The 14,897-nt window shown below is 54.7% G+C and carries 16 protein-coding genes; 10 read left to right on the forward strand and 6 right to left on the reverse strand.

Annotation, left to right across the window (positions count from 1 at the left end):
• The 6 genes from sapF to pspF form a co-directional block, all read right to left on the reverse strand.
• Window positions 1-807, reverse strand: coding sequence for a peptide ABC transporter ATP-binding protein SapF (gene sapF, locus HVX72_RS09960; RefSeq protein WP_042283394.1), 807 nt, complete (start codon window positions 805-807; stop codon window positions 1-3).
• A gap of 1 nt (window position 808) precedes the next feature.
• The gene (sapD, locus tag HVX72_RS09965) at window positions 809-1,801 is read right to left on the reverse strand and encodes a peptide ABC transporter ATP-binding protein SapD (protein ID WP_060571283.1); all 993 of its coding nucleotides are present in this window, start codon (window positions 1,799-1,801) and stop codon (window positions 809-811) included.
• A complete protein-coding gene (gene sapC / locus HVX72_RS09970; protein ID WP_060571282.1) occupies window positions 1,801-2,691 on the reverse strand; it encodes a peptide ABC transporter permease SapC in 891 nt (296 codons plus the stop codon). Before sapC ends, sapD begins: the two co-directional genes overlap by 1 nt.
• Window positions 2,678-3,643, reverse strand: coding sequence for a peptide ABC transporter permease SapB (sapB, locus tag HVX72_RS09975; protein ID WP_042283384.1), 966 nt, complete (start codon window positions 3,641-3,643; stop codon window positions 2,678-2,680). The genes sapC and sapB overlap by 14 nt, the downstream gene beginning before the upstream one ends.
• Complete coding sequence (sapA, locus tag HVX72_RS09980; protein WP_181823107.1) at window positions 3,640-5,283, reverse strand: ABC transporter substrate-binding protein SapA; 1,644 nt, start codon at window positions 5,281-5,283, stop codon at window positions 3,640-3,642. Before sapA ends, sapB begins: the two co-directional genes overlap by 4 nt.
• 111 nt (window positions 5,284-5,394) lie before the next feature.
• Window positions 5,395-6,372 (reverse strand): phage shock protein operon transcriptional activator, encoded by a 978-nt coding sequence (pspF, locus tag HVX72_RS09985; RefSeq protein ID WP_181823108.1) that lies wholly within the window; start codon window positions 6,370-6,372, stop codon window positions 5,395-5,397.
• Window positions 6,373-6,539: 167 nt separating this feature from the next.
• Here pspF and pspA point away from each other — a divergent pair, with 167 nt between their 5' ends.
• From pspA to HVX72_RS10035, 10 genes are all read left to right on the forward strand, one after another.
• Window positions 6,540-7,208 carry a phage shock protein PspA gene (pspA, locus tag HVX72_RS09990; RefSeq protein ID WP_181823109.1) on the forward strand — a complete coding sequence of 223 codons (669 nt, stop codon included), beginning with the start codon at window positions 6,540-6,542 and terminating at the stop codon, window positions 7,206-7,208.
• A 54-nt stretch (window positions 7,209-7,262) separates the two neighbouring features.
• Complete coding sequence (gene pspB / locus HVX72_RS09995) at window positions 7,263-7,487, forward strand: envelope stress response membrane protein PspB (RefSeq protein ID WP_042283359.1); 225 nt, start codon at window positions 7,263-7,265, stop codon at window positions 7,485-7,487.
• Window positions 7,487-7,846, forward strand: a complete 360-nt coding sequence (gene pspC, locus HVX72_RS10000) for an envelope stress response membrane protein PspC (protein ID WP_060571274.1) — start codon at window positions 7,487-7,489, stop codon at window positions 7,844-7,846. The genes pspB and pspC overlap by 1 nt, the downstream gene beginning before the upstream one ends.
• A 20-nt stretch (window positions 7,847-7,866) precedes the next feature.
• Window positions 7,867-8,091, forward strand: coding sequence for a phage shock protein PspD (gene pspD, locus HVX72_RS10005; protein WP_042283355.1), 225 nt, complete (start codon window positions 7,867-7,869; stop codon window positions 8,089-8,091).
• A gap of 197 nt (window positions 8,092-8,288) precedes the next feature.
• Window positions 8,289-9,971: a sugar phosphorylase gene (locus HVX72_RS10010; protein WP_181823110.1), complete on the forward strand. Its 1,683-nt coding sequence runs from the start codon at window positions 8,289-8,291 to the stop codon at window positions 9,969-9,971.
• A gap of 12 nt (window positions 9,972-9,983) precedes the next feature.
• A complete protein-coding gene (locus tag HVX72_RS10015) occupies window positions 9,984-11,276 on the forward strand; it encodes an ABC transporter substrate-binding protein (RefSeq protein ID WP_181823111.1) in 1,293 nt (430 codons plus the stop codon).
• A 20-nt stretch (window positions 11,277-11,296) separates the two neighbouring features.
• Complete coding sequence (locus HVX72_RS10020; RefSeq protein WP_181823112.1) at window positions 11,297-12,178, forward strand: sugar ABC transporter permease; 882 nt, start codon at window positions 11,297-11,299, stop codon at window positions 12,176-12,178.
• Window positions 12,165-13,007, forward strand: a complete 843-nt coding sequence (locus HVX72_RS10025; RefSeq protein ID WP_042283344.1) for a carbohydrate ABC transporter permease — start codon at window positions 12,165-12,167, stop codon at window positions 13,005-13,007. Before HVX72_RS10020 ends, HVX72_RS10025 begins: the two co-directional genes overlap by 14 nt.
• A gap of 30 nt (window positions 13,008-13,037) precedes the next feature.
• A complete protein-coding gene (locus tag HVX72_RS10030; RefSeq protein WP_181823113.1) occupies window positions 13,038-14,090 on the forward strand; it encodes a zinc-binding alcohol dehydrogenase in 1,053 nt (350 codons plus the stop codon).
• 17 nt (window positions 14,091-14,107) lie between these two features.
• Window positions 14,108-14,896, forward strand: coding sequence for a sugar phosphate isomerase/epimerase (locus tag HVX72_RS10035; RefSeq protein WP_181823114.1), 789 nt, complete (start codon window positions 14,108-14,110; stop codon window positions 14,894-14,896).
• The last annotated feature ends 1 nt before the right edge of the window (window position 14,897 follow it).

The raw sequence follows: 14,897 nt of genomic DNA on the forward strand, positions 1-14,897 counted from the left end.
TTAGCGGTCTTTTCGCCACGCATCCGCGGTGAGCGCTTCGCCAAAATGACCGGCAATCAGTCGCTTTGTCAGGTCGTGGAGCGGTGAAGCCAGCACATCAGCGGTACTGCCGCGCTCCACCACTTCTCCCTGATGCATCACTAAAACCTGGTCGCTGATGTGCTTCATCATGCCAAGATGCTGGGTGACGTAAATATAAGAGATACCCTGTTTCTCCTGCAATTCCAGCATCAGGTTTATTAACTGCGAGCGCATCGACATATCGAGCGACGCCAGCGCCTCATCGGCAATGATCACTTTCGGGCGTAATATCAGCGCGCGCGCCAGTCCCAGACGCTGCTTTTGCCCTGGCGCCAGCATGTGCGGGTAATAACTGACGTGATCGGGCAGCAGACCGACCATGCGCATGGTTTCAATGATCTGTTTACGCCGCTGTTCCGCCTCCAGATTCGTATTCAGACGCAGTGGGAAATCGAGAATTTGCGAAATCCGCTGACGCGGGTTAAGCGACGTTGACGGATCCTGGAAAATCATGCGGATGCGCTGGCTGCGAAACGAATAATCGCCGAATTTCAGCGGGTGATCATCGATCAGCAGTTCGCCGCCGCTCGGCTCGACCATCCCCGCCAGCATTTTCGCCAGCGTCGACTTACCGGAACCGTTCTCGCCGATAATCGCCAGCGTCTGGCGTTCACGCAGGGTAAAACTGAGTGGCTTTACCGCTTCTACCGTCTGGCGACGAAACCAGCCGGTGCGGTAGCGAAAGGTTTTACTCAGGTTGCGCACTTCGAGCAGGGTCTCAACCATGTCACTCTCTCTCCATGTTCAGCGGGAAATGACAAGCGTAGAGATGGTTTTTCGCTCCGGTCAGACGCGGTGTTTCAATACATTCTCGCTGCGCATACGGGCAGCGCGGCCCCAGACGGCAGCCTATCGGTAATTGTTCCAGCAACGGAATCGCCCCGGGCATGGTGTTCAAACGACTTTTATGCGGCATCGCGCTGCCAAAGTCAGGAATGGCGCGGATCAGCGCCTGGGTGTAAGGATGATGGGGAATAGTCACCAGTTCTTTACTTGGCGCCGTTTCCACCGTCTGCCCACAATACAGCACGTTAATTCTGTCTGCCCACTGGCTGAGCATCTGCAGGTCATGGCTGATCAGCAAAATGGTGGTATTGCTGTTCTGGTTCAGACGCGTCAGCAAACGGAAAATTTGCGCCTGGGTGGTCGGCTCCATCGCGTTTGTCGGTTCGTCGGCAATCAGCAGGCGCGGCTGGTTAGCCAGCGCGATGGCAATCATGACCTTCTGACACTCGCCGTCGGTCAGCTCATACGGGAAGCTGCGCATGGCGTCTTTATGATCTTTGATCCCAACGCGGTGCAGCAGTTCAATGGCGCGACGCTTGCGCCAGCCGACACGTTGCCACCAGCGGCCTTTATAGGTCCAGGCCGGAATATTTTGCATCAACTGCCGACCGACGCGTTCTGACGGATCCAGACACGACTGCGGCTCCTGAAAAATCATCGAGACGTTATGTCCCACCAGCTTGCGCCGTTCGCGCGGAGAGAGGCGCAGCAGGTCGATATCGTCGAAGCGCATACGATCAGCGGTCACGCGCCAGTTATCTTTGGCGACGCCGCAGATCGCTTTGGCGATCAGACTCTTACCGGAGCCAGATTCACCCACCAGCCCGCGGATCTCGCCTTCACTTAAGGTCATGCTCACGCGGTCGACGGCTTTTACCCATTCATCACCGGTTTTGAATTCAATGGTCAGGTTGCGGATATCCAGTAACGGCATTATTCGACCCCCGCAATAATCGCCCGGCGTACGCCGTCACCAAGCAGGTTGACCAACAGAACGCTAATCATGATCGCCGCGCCGGGCAGCATGACTGTCCACGGCGCAACGTAAATCAGCTCCAGCGCATCGCCAAGCATCGCGCCCCATTCAGGAGAGGGGAGTTGCGCGCCAAGGTCGAGAAAACCGAGCGCGGCAATATCCAGAATCGCCATCGACAACGCGCGGGTGATTTCCGTCACCAACCCGGCGGTGATATTAGGCAGTACGGCAAACCAGAGAATGTTCAGCGTGGATGCGCCATCGAGGCGGGCGGCAATAACGTACTCTTTTTCCAGTTCGTCGTGCACCATGCTGTAAACCGAACGTACCATTCTGGGCAGCAACGCCAGCCAGACGGCAAACATGGCGTGAACCAGATGCGGTCCTGCAAACGCCACGACGATAATGGCCAGCAGCAGTGACGGAATCGACAACAGCGTATCAAGAATATGGTTCAGCACGGCGGAGCGCAGGCCGTGGGTCGCCCCCGCAATCACCCCCAGCAGCAGGCCGCAAAGCGTCGCCGCCACGGTGACGATAAACGCGCCGCCCACTGTCGGCGCCGCGCCGCTTAACAGGCGACTTAGCACGTCCCGCCCTAAGTCGTCGGTGCCGAGGAAGAACGACACCTCGCCGTAGCGGGACCAGGACGGCGGCAACAGCTGATAGCCGAGGAATTGCTGGTCGATGCCATACGGCGCAAACCAACCGCCAAAGACGCACAGCAGCGCCAGACCCGCACAACCGTACAGGCCTACCATCGCCGTGGTATCGCCATAAAATTTCCGCCATGCGGTGCGCAGCGTACCTGGCGGGCGCTTTTCGCTATAAACGCTATCGTAAGGCATACCATTCCTTATGTTTCAGAGGGTTAGCCATAGCACCCAAAATATCAGAAATCACGTTGACGATAATGACCAGCGATCCTATCACCATTACTCCTGCGGAGATCGCCGCGTAGTCCTGCTGGCGTATCGCATTGATCAGCCAGCGCCCGAGCCCCGGCCAGCTAAAGACCATCTCGGTAATCATTGCCAGCGTCAGCATGGTGGAAAACTGGAGGCCAAGGCGAGGAATCACCGGCGGCAGCGCGTTGTGCAATACATGACGGCGCAAGATCGTGAAGCGGGAAAGACCGCGCGTGGCGGCGGCTTTGACGTAGTTCTGGTCGAATACCTCGATGGTGCTGATGCGCATTAAGCGGATCACTTCCGTGGTTGGCGCGACCGCCAGGGTTAACACCGGCAGCACCATATGGCGCAACGCGCTCATGATCATCTCGTCGCGCCAGGGCGAATCAGAAATCCAGGCGTCGACAATCGCCAGCCCGGTGACGGGCTTCACTTCGTATAGCAGATCAAAACGACCAGATACCGGCAGCCAGCCGAGGGTCAGCGAAAAGAACAGCGTCAGCAACAGCGCCAGCCAGAAGACGGGAATGGAAAAGCCGAGCAGGGCGAGCGCGCTAATCAGTCGATCCTGCCATTTATTGCGCGTGATGCCCGCCAGCATCCCTACCGGGATCCCCACCATCAGCGCGAAGCCAAACGCCAGCGTACACAGCTCCATCGTGGCGGGAAACACCTCTTTAAGCTGTTCAGAGATCAGCTGTCCGTTAATGCTCGATACGCCAAAATCCCAGTGAAGAAGACCGCTGAACCAGAAGACCCACGCATTCCACAACGACGCGCCCTGAAGCGGCGCGTGTGGAGTAAAGTAGCTCAGGCTGAAGCCGATAAAGGTCAGGAAAAAAAGCGTGACCATCAGCAACAGGATGCGGCGTAAGGTGAAAATAATCATGGTTTACTCACCTCAACGGTTTTTTCACGCGAAACGCCCGCGAACGAGGCGTTGCCAAACGGACTCAGCACCAGCCCTTTAATATCGTACCGGTAGGCCTGCAGACGCAACGAAGAGGCCAGCGGCAGAATCGGCAGCTCTTTGGCGAGAATTGTTTGCGCCTCATCGTAGGCGTCAATGCGGGCGGAAAGCTGTTGCGATGACAGGGCCTTACGCAGTACCCCGTCAAACGTCGGATCACACCAGTGGGCGAAATTGGTTTGCGACTGGATTGCCGCACAGCTTAACAGCGGACGGAAAAAACTGTCCGGGTCGTTACTGTCGGTCGCCCAGCCGGACAATGTCAGATCATGGTTCATGTCCATCAACCGCGCCTCCTGGAAACGCCCTTCAACCGGCACAATCACCACTTTCACGCCGACCTGCGCCATATCCGCCTGAATCAGTTCGGCGGTTTTCAGCGGGCTGGGGTTCCATGCCTGAGAGCTGGTCGGCACCCACAGATGCAGGGTGAGGTTTTCCAGTCCCAGCGCTTTCAACTGCTCGCGAGATTTCGCTGGATTGTATTCGGTAATTTTAGCCTCGTTGTCATAGGCCCACGAGGCGCGCGGCAAAATAGAAGCCGCCGTTTCCGCTGTGCCGTAATAAATTGACTGCATCAGACGTTGATTATTGATCGACAACGCCAGCGCATGGCGGACCGCGGGGTTATTCAGCGGCGGTTTATCGGTATTAAACGCCAGATAGGCGATATTCATTCCCGGACGCAGGGTCAGGCGCAGACGGGGGTCATCGCGCAGAATTGTCAGTTGACTGGCGGCGGGCCAGGCCAACACATCACATTCGCCGGTGAGCAGCTTCGACAGGCGGCCAGTACCGCCGGACCCTAAATCCACGACTACCTGTGGCATCAACGGTTTGCCGCGCCAGAAACTGTCGTGCCGTTGCAGACGAATGAACTGGCCGGCGCGGTATTCCGACAGCTGAAACGGCCCGGTGCCGACCGGCTGCCTGTCGAGCAACTCCTGACGATCCTGCTTCGTTAACTGCGCCGCATATTCCGCGGACATCACCGACGCATAATGGGTAGCGAGGTGCCATAAAAACGAGGCGTCCGGCTGCGCCAGGCGAAACTCCACGGTATTACCGTCGATTTTGCGGACGCTCTGGACGTTATCCGCAAACTGCAGACTGTCGAAATAAGGGAAGTTGCCGCCGTTGACGTTATGCCATGGATGCTGGCGATCAAAAATGCGCTGGAAGGTAAACACCACGTCATCGGCGTTCAGCTTACGGGTTGGCGTAAACCAGGCTGTTTTCTGAAACGGGACGTCGCGGCGCAGATGAAAACGGTAGGTTGCGCCGTTATCCAGCACCTCCCAACGTTCCGCCAGCTCCGGCACCAGGCGATAGGTATAAGGATCGACATCCAGCAGTCGGTCATATAACTGCGCGGCAAGCGTGTCGACGATCAGTCCACTGCTCGCTTTTTGAGGGTTGAAGGTGTTGACCTGCCCACTGACACAATAAACGAAGCCGCTGTCGCGGATATCTTCATGCGAAGGCGCTTCAGGCGCAGCAGCAGCCTGACCACGCAGGAGTCCAGCCATCACGATCAGAGACGATATAACCAGGCGCATAATTTTTAAGGTTTTTAGATTCGATTTACAAAGTGTATCGCACTTCGGCCCGTCAGGTAAAAATGGCTGTAGGTAACTGACGCAAAACTGCGCAAATTCGCCGTGAAAACGCTAAATCTGATGCTTTTTAAGCAACGCGCGCAGCTGGTGGTAGGTCAGACCGAGCAGTTCAGCCGCCCGTTTCTGATTAAATTTCGCCTGTTGCAGGCTCAGTTGCAGCAGGTTTTTTTCCTGCTGTTGCTGATATTCGCGCAAATCCAGGGGCAGGGAGGGGACCGACGCGGGAGCGTCAGTCTGTGACGGGAGGCGGCTTTCCTCACGTTTGAACGGATCGAGAACGATCTCATCGAGCGGCGCGTCGCTGGTGCCATGACGGTATACAGAACGTTCAACGACGTTTTTTAATTCACGGATGTTGCCGGGCCAGGCGTAGGTCATCAGCGTTTCTCTGGCGCGGTCGGTGAAACCAGGGAATAACGGCAGGCGTATTTCACGGCACATCTGAATGGCAAAATGTTCCGCCATCAGCATGATATCGGCCTGCCGTTCGCGCAGAGGCGGCAATTGCACAACATCAAACGCCAGGCGATCCAGCAGGTCTGCGCGGAATGTGCCTTCTTTCACCATCGCCGGTAGGTCGGCGTTGGTCGCACAGACCAGCCGCACGTTCACCTGTAATGGCTGGCTGCCGCCGACACGCTCCAGTTCACCGTATTCAATGACGCGGAGCAGCTTTTCCTGCACCAGCATCGGCGCGGTGGCGAGTTCATCGAGAAATAATGTCCCGCCATCGGCGCGTTCAAAGCGACCGGGATGCCGTTTTTGCGCACCGGTAAATGCGCCAGCTTCGTGACCGAACAGTTCACTGTCGAGCAAGTTTTCATTAAGCGCGGCGCAATTGAGAGAAATAAACGGCCCCTGCCAACGGGAAGAGAGATAATGCAGGCGGTTAGCGATAAGCTCTTTTCCGGTGCCGCGTTCACCGATGATCAGGACCGGTTTATCCAGTGGCGCCAGACGTGAAACCTGTTCGAGAACTTCGAGAAAACTGTTGGCCTCGCCTAAAAGATTGTCTTTGTATTCTGCCATGATGAATTTCGCCACTTGTTGGTGTATTTCACCACTTTACGCTGTTTTTGTGCCGAGGTAAAACTGTACGTTACTTGATATTTCAGTGAGTTAAAAAATTGGCACGAGGATTGTATTACACATTCAGCAGGGCATCGCCCGACATCAAAAAATGTGAGGACTGAATTATGGGTATTTTTTCTCGTTTTGCCGACATCGTGAACGCCAACATCAACGCGCTGCTTGAAAAAGCGGAAGATCCGCAGAAGCTGGTTCGCCTGATGATTCAGGAGATGGAAGACACACTGGTTGAAGTTCGTTCCAATTCCGCTCGCGCGCTGGCAGAAAAGAAACAGCTATCCCGCCGTATTGAGCAGGCCACCGCGCAGCAGAACGAGTGGCAGGAAAAAGCGGAGCTGGCGCTGCGTAAAGATAAAGACGACCTGGCGCGTGCCGCGCTGATCGAAAAACAGAAGTTGACCGATCTGATCGTGACGCTCGAGCAGGAAGTGGTGCTGGTGGAAGATACGCTGACGCGCATGAAGAAAGAGATTGGCGAGCTGGAAAATAAACTCAGCGAAACCCGCGCCCGCCAGCAGGCGTTGATGTTGCGCCATCAGGCGGCCAGTTCTTCCCGCGATGTGCGCCGCCAGCTCGACAGCGGCAAGATCGATGAAGCAATGGCGCGCTTTGAATCTTTTGAACGTCGCATCGATCAAATGGAAGCTGAAGCGGAAAGCCACAGCTTTGGGAAGAAACCGACGCTGGACCAGCAGTTCGCTGACCTGAAAGCCGATGATGAGATCGGCGAGCAACTGGCGCAACTGAAAGCCAAAATGCAGCAAGACAAGCAATAATAATACCTGGCGGCGCCCGAACGCGCCGCCGCTCATCACCTGTAAGGAGTACACATGAGCGCGCTATTTCTGGCCATTCCGCTAACCATTTTCGTGCTGTTTGTGCTGCCGATTTGGTTATGGCTGCATTACAGCAACCGTTCCGGTCGCGGCGAACTCTCGCAGAGCGAGCAACAGCGTTTAGTCCAACTTACCGACGACGCCAGGCGAATGCGTGAACGTATTCAGGCGCTGGAAGCGATTCTTGACGCGGAACATCCGAACTGGAGGGAACGTTAATGGGAGGCATTAACCTGAACAAAAAATTATGGCGCATCCCCCAACAAGGGATGGTACGCGGCGTGTGCGCGGGCATCGCGCAATACCTCGACGTGCCGGTGAAACTGGTGCGCATTCTGGTGGTGCTGTCGATCTTTTTTGGTCTGGCATTCTTTACTCTGGTTGCCTACATCGTGCTGTCTTTTGTGCTTGATCCGATGCCGGACAACCTGGCCGCAGGCGAAAACCAGCCTACCAGCGGAGAGCTGCTGGATGCGGTTGATAAAGAGCTGGCGGCGGGGGAGAAGCGCCTGCGTGAGATGGAGCGCTATGTCACCTCGGATACGTTTACGTTACGTAGCCGTTTCCGTCAGCTGTAATGAATTCAGTGAGGGCTAAGATGAATAATCGCTGGCAACGCGCCGGGCAAAAGGTGAAACCCGGTATGAAAATAGCAGGTAAGCTGGTACTTCTGACGGCGCTGCGTTACGGTCCGGCAGGTGTGGCGGGCTGGGCAGTGAAGTCCGTCGCCCGTCGTCCGCTGAAAATGTTGCTGGCGCTCGCGCTTGAACCCTTATTAAGCCGGATGGCTGCAAAAATATCAAAACGTTATTCCAAAAATTAATCCTGTCGATTACGGGCCGCCCGGTCCGTAACAAATAAATCACAATTTAAAAATTAATTTGCGGCAGCTCACAAATACGATTTTTGGGCTGCCAAAATGGTTTTTTTTCGCCGCGAAAACCCCGTGCCCTGCATTGACAGCTAATTTTACCGGGAGTAGTCTCTTGCGTCATGGGACCGCTACCACGGAAAAATCAAGTGAAGCACAAAATTCAGGAATGCCTCAGCTTTGTCTATGAAGATTCATGGACGCATCGTCATGATGAAATGCTCAACGCGCGAATAGATAACGCGCGAAAGGTTATTACGAAAAAGCGTAAGCCACACTGGGATGAAAGTGATGTGGTGTTGATTACTTACGCCGACCAATTTCACAGTGAAAAAGAAAAACCACTGCCTACATTTAATCGGTTCTATTCCCGGTGGTTGGTGTCAATATTCTCCCATGTCCATCTGCTGCCCTTTTATCCCTGGTCTTCTGACGATGGTTTCTCGGTCATCGATTATTATAAGGTCGCCGAAGAAACAGGGGACTGGCAGGATATCGCGGCGTTAAATAAATCCTGTCAATTGATGTTTGATTTTGTCTGTAATCATATGTCGGCGAAAAGCAAATGGTTCGCACATTATTTACAGCAGACGCCGGGATTTGAACAATTCTTTATTGAAATGGATCCGCAGACCGATCTGAGCGCGGTCACGCGTCCGCGCGCATTACCGCTGCTGACGCCGTTTACTCTGAAAGATAATAGCGTGCGTCATTTATGGACCACCTTCAGCGAAGATCAGATCGACCTCAACTATGCCAATCCGGATGTATTGCTGGCGATGGTCGACGTGCTGCTGACTTACCTTGAACACGGGGCTGATTATGTGCGTCTCGACGCAGTGGGCTTTATGTGGAAAACGCCGGGCACAAGCTGCATTCATCTGGAAAAGACCCACCGGTTGATTAAGCTGTTTCGCGCTATCGCCGATGACGTCGCGCCTGGCACGGCAATTATCACGGAAACCAACGTTCCGCATAAAGACAACATTTCCTATCTGGGCAACGGGCTGGACGAAGCTCACATGGTCTATCAGTTTTCGCTGCCGCCGCTTGTTCTGCACGCCGTGCACCGCCAGGACACGCGCGCGCTCAGCCAGTGGGCGCAGTCGTTGACGCTGCCGTCACAGCAGACCACTTGGTTTAATTTTCTTGCCTCTCACGATGGCATTGGTCTGAATCCGCTACGCGGATTGCTGCCGGAAGACGATATTTTAGCGTTAGTCGCCGATCTGCAAAAAGAAGGGGCGTTGGTTAACTGGAAGAATAACCCGGACGGTACGCGCAGCCCGTATGAAATCAATGTCACCTACATGGATGCGTTAAGTTCGCGCGACAGCAGCGATTCACAACGTCTGGCGAAATTTATTCTGGCTCATGCGCTGTTATTGACCTTTCCGGGTGTACCGGCCATCTATATTCAAAGTATTCTCGGCTCACGTAATGATTACGAGGGTGTGGAAAAATTAGGTTATAACCGGGCGATTAACCGTAAGAAATATCAGCGCGAAGCGATTGAAAATGAATTAATGGAAGAGGATTCGCTGCGTCATCAGGTATATCAATCTTTATCGCGGCTGGTGAAGATTCGCCGAAATAATCACGCCTTCCATCCGGAAAGTGATTTTACCATTTGCAGTATTACGCCTGCGGTAATGAAAATCGTTCGCGCGGCGAATACCGACGAAAAAATCACGGCTTTATTTAACTTCAGTGATTGCATTCAGACCGTTGACGCGGGGGTAAACTCCGGCATCGATTTAATGACGGAAACCCTGGTTTCCGGCGAAACATTAACGCTGCAACCCTGGCAGGTTATGTGGATTAAAAAATAAAAGGAACATCTGATGCTTAAAACAAAAATTGTGCTGTTATCAGCACTGGTTTCCTGCGCCCTGATTTCAGGCTGTAAGGAAGATAAACCCGACCATGTGACGATTGAATTTATGCACTCGTCTGTCGAACAGGAGCGTCAGGCCGTTATTACTATGCTTATTGAACGGTTTGAAAAAGCGAATCCTGAGATCACCGTGAAGCAGGTTCCGGTGGAAGAAGACGCCTATAACACTAAGGTCATTACGCTTGCGAGAAGCGGGTCACTGCCGGAAGTGATCGAAACCAGCCATGACTACGCGAAAGTGATGGACAAAGAGCAGCTCATTGACCGGGAAGCGGTGACGAATGTCATCCAGAGCGTGGGCGAAAATGCTTTTTATGACGGGGTGCTGCGGATTGTCCGCACCGAAGACGGCAGCGCGTGGGCCGGGGTGCCGGTGAGCGCCTGGATCGGCGGCATCTGGTATCGCAAAGACGTGCTGGCTAACGCCGGACTCAACGAACCGAAAAACTGGCAGGATCTGCTGAATGTCGCCCAGACCCTGAACGATCCGGCGCATAAGAAATATGGCATCGCGTTGCCCACCGCGGAAAGCGTGCTGACCGAGCAGTCTTTCTCCCAGTTCGCACTCTCAAATAAAGCGAATGTGTTTAACGCTGAGGGACACATCACGCTCAACACGCCGGAGATGACCCGCGCGCTGAGCTATTACCGCGATCTGGCAGCCAATACCATGCCAGGCTCCAACGACATCATGGAGGTGAAAGACGCTTTCATGAACGGCACCGCGCCAATGGCGATGTATTCGACGTATATTCTGCCAGCCATCATGAAGGAGGGCGATCCGCAGAACATCGGGTTTGTGGTGCCAACCGAAGAGACGTCGGCGGTTTACGGCATGTTGACTTCGCTGACCATTACCAGCGGCCAGAAAGAAGAAGAAACCGAAGCGGCCGAGAAATTTGTCGCGTTCATGGAACAAGCCGACAACATCGCCGACTGGGTGATGATGTCGCCGGGCGCGGCGCTGCCGGTGAACAAAGCGGTGGTGGGCACCAAAACCTGGCAGGACAACGGCGTCATCAAAGCGCTGGGCGAGCTGCCGGGGCAACTGATTGCGGAACTGCCGAACATTCAGGTGTTTGGCGCGGTAGGGGACAAAAACTTTACCCGTATGGGCGATGTGACGGGATCCGGTGTCGTCAGTTCGATGGTGCATAACGTGACAGTCGGCAAAGCTGATCTGTCCTCAACGCTTCAGGAAAGCCAGAAAAAACTGGATACCCTGATTGAGCAGCGTTAATGGCTAAGAGGAACGCAGTTATGACCCGATTATTTTCAGGTCGATCCGATATGCCTTTTGCGCTGCTGCTCCTGGCGCCCAGCCTGTTGCTGCTGGGCGGCCTGGTGGCCTGGCCGATGATATCGAACATCGAAATCAGCTTTTTGCGCTTGCCGCTAAACCCGCGCATCGACGCCACCTTTGTGGGGTTGAGCAACTACATTCGCATCCTTTCCGATCCCGGATTTTGGCACTCGCTGTGGATGACGGTGTGGTACACCGCGCTGGTGGTGGCAGGCAGTACCGTGCTCGGGCTGGGCGTAGCGATGTTCTTCAACCGTGAATTCCGCCTGCGCAAGACGGCGCGTTCACTGGTGATCCTCTCCTACGTGACGCCGTCGATTTCGCTGGTGTTCGCCTGGAAGTACATGTTCAACAACGGCTACGGCATTGTGAACTATCTCGGCGTGGATCTGCTGCATCTCTACGATCAGGCGCCGCTGTGGTTCGACAATCCCGGCAGCAGTTTCGTGCTGGTGGTGTTGTTCGCCATCTGGCGCTACTTCCCGTATGCGTTTATCTCGTTTCTGGCGATTTTGCAGACCATTGATAAGTCACTGTACGAAGCGGCGGAAATGGACGGCGCTAATGCCTGGCAACGTTTTCGCATTGTCACGCTGCCAGCGATTATGCCCGTACTGGCGACGGTGATTACGCTGCGCACCATCTGGATGTTCTACATGTTCGCCGACGTGTATCTGTTGACCACCAAGGTCGATATTCTCGGGGTCTATCTCTACAAAACGGCCTTTGCCTTTAATGGCTTAGGGAAAGCGGCAGCGATCTCGGTGGTGCTTTTCATCATTATCTTCGCCGTCATTTTGCTGACCAGAAAACGGGTGAACCTCAATGGCAACAAATAAACGCAAACTCGGACGTGTCGTTTTTTACTGCGGCCTGATCGTCTTTCTTATTATCACGCTGTTTCCTTTTTTCGTGATGCTGATGACGTCGTTCAAAAGCGCGAAAGAGGCGATTTCGCTGCATCCGACGCTGTTGCCGCAGCAGTGGACGCTGGAACACTATGTCGACATTTTTAACCCGCTGATTTTTCCTTTTGTCGATTACTTCCGCAACAGCCTGGTGGTGTCGGTGGTGTCGTCGGTCGTGGCCGTGTTTCTGGGGACGCTGGGCGCGTATGCGCTCTCCCGCCTGCGCTTTAAAGGACGGATGACCATCAACGCCAGCTTTTACACAGTGTACATGTTCTCCGGCATTTTGCTGGTGGTGCCGCTGTTCAAGATCATCACCGCGCTCGGGATTTACGACACCGAAATGGCGTTGATCGTCACAATGGTGACCCAGACCCTGCCGACCGCCGTGTTCATGCTGAAAAGCTACTTCGACACCATTCCGGATGAGATCGAAGAAGCGGCGATGATGGATGGGTTGAACCGTCTGCAAATTATTTTCCGTATTACCGTTCCGCTGGCGATGTCGGGGCTGGTGTCGGTCTTTGTCTACTGCTTCATGGTGGCGTGGAACGACTATCTGTTTGCCTCCATTTTCCTCTCCAGCGCCAGCAACTTCACGTTGCCGGTGGGACTGAACACCCTGTTCAGCACGCCAGATTACATCTGGGGACGCATGATGGCGGCGTCGCTGGTGACGGCACTGCCTGTCGTCATTATGTATGCGCTTTCCGAACGTTTTATTAAGAGTGGTTTGACCGCTGGTGGCGTGAAGGGCTAAGGCGGCCAGTTTTTAATCAAGGAGTTGAAGATGAAAAAGTTAGTCGCAACAGCGCCGCGCGTGGCGGCCCTGGTGGAATATGAAGACCGGGCTATTGAGGCTCATGAGGTGCGGATCCGCGTGCGCTTTGGCGCGCCGAAGCACGGTACGGAAGTGGTCGACTTTCGCGCCGCCAGCCCGTTTATTGACGAAGATTTCAACGGTGAGTGGCAAATGTTTATGCCGCGTCCGGAAGGCGCGCCGCGAGGTATCGAATTTGGCAAGTTCCAGCTTGGCAATATGATCGTTGGCGACGTTATCGAATGCGGCAGCAGCGTCACCGACTATGCGGTGGGCGACAGCGTCTGCGGCTACGGTCCGTTGTCCGAAACGGTCATCATCAATGCAGTGAATAATTACAAGCTGCGCAAAATGCCGGCAGGTCGTTCGTGGAAAAACGCCGTGTGTTACGACCCGGCGCAGTTTGCGATGAGCGGCGTGCGCGATGCGAACGTGCGCGTGGGCGACTTCGTGGTGATCGTCGGGCTCGGCGCCATTGGTCAGATCGCGGTGCAACTGGCGAAAAAAGCGGGCGCGTCCGTGGTGATTGGCGTTGACCCGATCGCCCATCGTTGTGATATCGCCCGTCGTCATGGCGCAGATTTCTGCCTTAACCCAATCGGCACCGACGTGGGGATGGAGATCAAAAAGCTGACCGGTAAGCAGGGCGCTGATGTGATCATCGAAACCAGCGGTTATGCTGACGCGTTGCAGTCCGCGCTGCGCGGACTGGCCTACGGTGGCACTATCTCCTACGTCGCTTTCGCGAAACCATTCGCCGAAGGGTTCAACCTCGGTCGCGAAGCGCACTTCAACAACGCCAAAATCGTCTTCTCGCGCGCCTGTAGCGAACCGAATCCGGACTATCCGCGCTGGAGCCGTAAACGTATCGAAGAAACCTGCTGGGAACTGCTGATGAATGGGTATCTGAACTGCGAAGACCTGATCGACCCGGTGGTGACGTTCGCAGACAGCCCGGAAAGCTATATGCAGTACGTCGACAGACATCCGGAAAAGAGCATCAAAATGGGCGTAACGTTTTAAGGGACAGGACGACAAAAATGAAAATTGGAACGCAGAACCAGGCATTTTTTCCGGAAAACATTCTGGAGAAGTTTCGTTATATCAAAGAAATGGGCTTCGACGGCTTCGAAATCGACGGCAAATTACTGGTTAACCACCTCGACGAAGTCAAAGCGGCAATCAAAGAAACCGGCCTGCCGGTGACCACGGCCTGCGGCGGCTACGACGGCTGGATTGGCGACTTTATTGAAGAGCGTCGTCTGAACGGTCTTAAGCAGATTGAGCGCATTCTGGAAGCGCTGGCTGAAGTCGGCGGGCAAGGGATCATCGTCCCGGCAGCCTGGGGAATGTTCACCTTCCGTCTGCCGCCGATGACCTCGCCGCGCAGCCTGGAAGGCGACCGCAAAATGGTCAGCGATTCACTGCGTTATCTCGACAAAGTGGCAGAACGCACCGGGACGGTCGTTTATCTGGAGCCGCTTAACCGCTATCAGGATCACATGATCAACACGCTGGCGGATGCACGTCGTTACATCGTGGAGAACGACCTGAAGCACGTGCAGATCATCGGTGATTTCTACCACATGAATATTGAAGAAGACGATATGGCGAAGGCGCTGCACGATAACCGCGACCTGCTGGGGCACGTGCATATTGCTGACAACCACCGCTATCAACCGGGGACCGGCACGCTGAATTTCAAAATGCTGTTCGACCAACTGCGCGCGGATCACTATCAGGGCTATGTGGTGTACGAAGGGCGCGTCCGGGCGGATAACCTGCCGGAAGCCTACCGTCAGTCTTTGGCCTGGTTGCGTACCTGCTAAG

It is taken from the genome of Citrobacter sp. RHB21-C05 (assembly GCF_013889015.1).
Taxonomy (GTDB): Bacteria; Pseudomonadota; Gammaproteobacteria; order Enterobacterales; family Enterobacteriaceae; genus Citrobacter_A; species Citrobacter_A sedlakii.